The 3,828-nt window shown below is 76.5% G+C and carries 4 protein-coding genes; 3 read left to right on the plus strand and 1 reads right to left on the minus strand.

What is annotated here, in order from left to right:
• Positions 1-321: 321 nt before the first annotated feature.
• A complete protein-coding gene (locus AB0M28_RS40055; RefSeq protein WP_365415714.1) occupies positions 322-600 on the plus strand; it encodes a hypothetical protein in 279 nt (92 codons plus the stop codon).
• Between the two features lie 24 nt (positions 601-624).
• Here the strand turns inward: AB0M28_RS40055 and AB0M28_RS40060 are convergent, their stop codons facing one another.
• Positions 625-1,521, minus strand: coding sequence for a universal stress protein (locus tag AB0M28_RS40060; RefSeq protein WP_365415715.1), 897 nt, complete (start codon positions 1,519-1,521; stop codon positions 625-627).
• 136 nt (positions 1,522-1,657) lie between these two features.
• On the opposite strand from AB0M28_RS40060, the gene AB0M28_RS40065 reads away from it, so the two are divergent.
• Positions 1,658-2,626, plus strand: coding sequence for a nitroreductase (locus AB0M28_RS40065; RefSeq protein ID WP_365415717.1), 969 nt, complete (start codon positions 1,658-1,660; stop codon positions 2,624-2,626).
• A gap of 122 nt (positions 2,627-2,748) precedes the next feature.
• Positions 2,749-3,615 (plus strand): universal stress protein, encoded by an 867-nt coding sequence (locus tag AB0M28_RS40070; RefSeq protein ID WP_365415719.1) that lies wholly within the window; start codon positions 2,749-2,751, stop codon positions 3,613-3,615.
• The last annotated feature ends 213 nt before the right edge of the window (positions 3,616-3,828 follow it).

Below are 3,828 nucleotides of genomic sequence, written 5' to 3' on the forward strand. Positions count from 1 at the left end.
CCCCGCGCCGCCCCCGCCGCAGGTGTGCGCGCGGCGCGTGCCCCTCGGACCGCTCCGCCGCAGGCGCAAACGCAACGCCACCCGCGGTGCGGGCAGCCGGAGGCCCCCCACGTCGCCGTCTTGAGTCGGCGCGCGTTCGGGGACGGGCGGCCCGGCGGCGCCGGATGGGTACCCCAGGGGCGTACCCGGGGCTGGGCCGAGGCGCCGTGGAATACAACGCCGCAGGCGGGCGCTGTCCTTCACACAGGGCTCCGTGCAACGACGAGGCGACGGGCCCCCGTGTGCCAGGCAGTGTTCGTAGCGTTTGAGGAGGGCAGTCGGATGCAGGAGTCCGGAGAGCCGCGGCTGTCGACGTCCGTGCCGATGCGTACGTCGTGCGGCCGTCTGATCGCCATCCGGCGGATGCGACTGGGCCTGCCCGGACGCGGGGTCGCGCGGGTCACGCTGGACGTCGGCCCGGAGCGCGAGGGCGCCTCGCACGCCTGGGCCTCCCTGAGCCCGCACGAGGCCCGCGCGCTCGGCTGGGCGCTCATCGAGGCCGCCGAGGTCGCCGAGCACGAGGCCGCCGTCCTCCCGGGCGACACCGAGCCGCGCCGCTGACCCCCCGCACCTCGCAGGCGCCGGTCAGAGCACCGGCACCAGCACCACCGGGCAGAACGAGTGGTGCAGCAGCGCGTGCGCGACCGGCCCCAGCTGCAGCCCGTACGGACGCGCACCGCGGTGCACCGCCAGGACCACCACGTCCGCCTGCCGCGTAGCCTCGACCAGCACCGGCGCCGCGTCCCGGCACTCGTCCCGCACGGTCACCGGCAGATCCGGGTACGTACGGCGATAGGGCGCCACCGCCCGCCGGGGCACCATCCGGCCCGCCTCCCGCACCGCCGCGTCGGCGGCCGTCCGCGCGGCCGAACGGGCGCCGGCTCCCGCCGTGGCGCCCTTCACCGAGGGGGGATACTGCCACGCGTGCAGGGCACAGATCTCCGCCCCGTGACGCTCCGCCTCGGCGAACGCGTACGCGACCGCGTCGTCGTCCGCGCCCGACCGCACCGCGAGCAGCACCCTGCCCCGGGCTCTGAGCTCCGCTTCGCTCCGTTCGAGCCGAGGGGACTTCCGCCGAGGCTCCTCCGACTCCCCCCGCACCACCAGCAGCGGCATCCGCGCGTGCGCCGCGACCCGCCGGCCCACCGAACCGAGCAGCAGCCCCGCGAAGCCCCCGTGCCCCCGGTTGGCGACCACCGTGAGGGCCGCCTTGGCCCCCTGCTCCACCAGCGCGACCGCGGCGGGCTCCGCCGTGACCGTCGTGTGGACCGTCAGCCCGGGCGCCCGGTCGCCGGCCCGTTCCGCGGCGTCCTCCACCATGCCGCGCAGCCGCCGCCCCCACTCCGGTACGGAGCCGCACAGCAGCTCCAGCTCCGCGCCGCGGCTCAGGGCTTCGTCCACGGCGTACTCCAGCGCCCGTTCGGCGTGTCTTGAGCCGTCGTAACCCACCACCACACGGTTGAGCACGGGCCCCTCAGCCATCTGTGCCTCCATCGGAAACGCTTCCGGTCCGGAGCGTAGAGGGACCCCACGGCCCACTCGCATGGGCCAAGCGGCCCACTCGGCCCTGCCGGTGTTCCCGCGCCCCGCCTACGGTGGAGCCGGGAGGTGGCATCCGATGCCCACGCTGGACGAGAAGACCGTGACCTCGCTGGTCGCCGACGCGACGGCGGCGCCCTCCATGCACAACGCGCAGCCGTGGCGCTTCCGCTACGACGCGGACAGCCGCACGCTCGAGCTGCGCGCCGACCCGGAGCGGTCGCTGGTCAAGGAGGACCCCGACGACCGCGCCCTGCACCTCGGCTGCGGTGCGGCGCTGCTCAATCTGCGGGTGTCCGCCGCCCACTCCGGCTTCGAGCCCCGCGTGGAGCTGCTTCCCGACCCCCGGGATCCGCTGCTGCTGGCCCGGGTGACGCTGGGGACCGCTGTCGCCGGTACTCCGGACGCGATCGGGCTGCCGCCGCTGTACCTGGAGATCGCCCGGCGGCACACCAGCCGCCAGCCGTTCTCCGACCGGGAGGTGCCCGCCCCGGTCCGCACCGGGCTGAGCGAGGCCGCCGCGCTCGAAGGGGCGCGCCTGGCCTTCCCGCCGCCCTGGCACACCGACGCGCTGCTGTCGGTCATCGACGACGCGGAGCACCGGCACGAGGACGACGCCGAGCGCAGGGCCGAACAGCTGGGCTGGACGAGGACCGGCGAGGGCGGCACCGAGGGCATCCCCGACAGCGCGCTCGGCCCGAGCCGGCGTGGGGGGCGCGCCCCGGTACGCGGCTTCGCCGGGGAGCGGCTGGGCAGCGCCGACTACGAGAGCGAACCGCAGCTCGCCCTCCTCGGCACCGCCCACGACACGCCCGCCGACTGGCTGCGCGCCGGGCAGGCGCTGGAACGGGTGCTGCTGCTGGCCACGCGGCACGGGCTGGCCACGGCGCTGACCTCGGTGGCGCTGGAGTGGGAGGACCTGCGCTGGCTGGCGACCGATCCGGTGCGGCCGATGGGCCATGTGCAGATGGTGCTGCGGCTGGGGTACGGGCCCGCCGGTGCGGGGACGCCGCGGCGGCCCGTGGATGAGGTGCTCGAGGGGCTGTGAGGCGTAGGGGGCGCGGGAAGTCCGGATAGGGGCCGTTCAACCCTATCCGGAGGGGGACTTGGTGGGGTGTGCTGTCAGCACGCGCAAACCTCCCCGACCCCCCTCAGCGGAGGAGGCCCGAGATGCACCCTCCCGTCACAGCCGGCGTGGACGGCAGCGCAGCCAGCCTCGCCGCGGCCGTGTGGGCCGCCGAAGAGGCGGCCCTGCGCCGCACCCGGCTCCATCTGGTCGCCGCGCTGGGGGCCGCCCCAGACGTACGGACGCCGGTCGCCGAGCGCGCCGAGCGGACCTCGGTCGCCGGCCCGGCCGACCGGCGGCAGTGGGCGCGGCGGTCGCTGCGGCTGGCCGAGGACCGGGTGCGCACCCGGCGCCCCCGGCTGGAGATCACCTCGGAGATCGTGTCCGCGGCCCCCATGGACGCCCTGCTCGACGCGGGCGGCGACGCCCAGTTGCTGGCCCTCGGCAGTTACGGGCTGGGCAACGTCAGCGCCCGGACGCTCGGTTCGACCGGGCCCGCGCTCGCGGTCCGCGCCCCGTTCCCCGTGGCGCTGGTCCGTCAGGCGTACCAGGCGCCGCGGCGCGCGCCGGTGCTGCTCGGGCTCGACGCGCGGCGGCCCGCGGACGAGCTCATCGGCCAGGCGTTCGAGGAGGCGGCGGTCCGCGAGGTTCCGCTGCAGGTGGTCCACGCCTGGCAGCCGCCGGGCCCCGCCCAGGTGTACCCGGCGAACCTGCGCCCGCCCCGCGCGGAACAGCGTCTGGCGCGCCGCGCGGCGAAGCGCCTCCCGGAGGTGCTGGTGCCGTGGCGGGAGAAGTGGCCGGAGGTCCGCGTGATCGAGGACTTCACGGAGGAGAACGCCGCCCGCGCGGTGGCCTGCCGCTCGTCGATGGCCTGCCTGGTCGTCCTGGGCGTCCGCGCGCTCCTGGGCCCGGTGACCCACAGCACCCTCCAGCAGGCCCACTGCCCGGTCCTGCTGGTCCCCCACACGTGACCGCCTTCGGCGGGCCGCGAGATCAGACGGATTGCGGGGGCTTGGCCCCCGAACCCCCGCGGGGGAGCCGGGGTCGGGTGAGAGCGGCTGGTGCCGATCAGCGGCACCTGACCGCCTCCGGCGGGCCGCGAGATCAGACGGATTGCGGGGGCTTGGCCCCCGAACCCCCGCGGGGGAGCCGGGGTCGGGTGAGAGCGGCTGGTGCCGATCAGC

It is taken from the genome of Streptomyces sp. NPDC051940, from assembly GCF_040680895.1.
Taxonomy (GTDB): domain Bacteria; phylum Actinomycetota; class Actinomycetes; order Streptomycetales; family Streptomycetaceae; genus Streptomyces.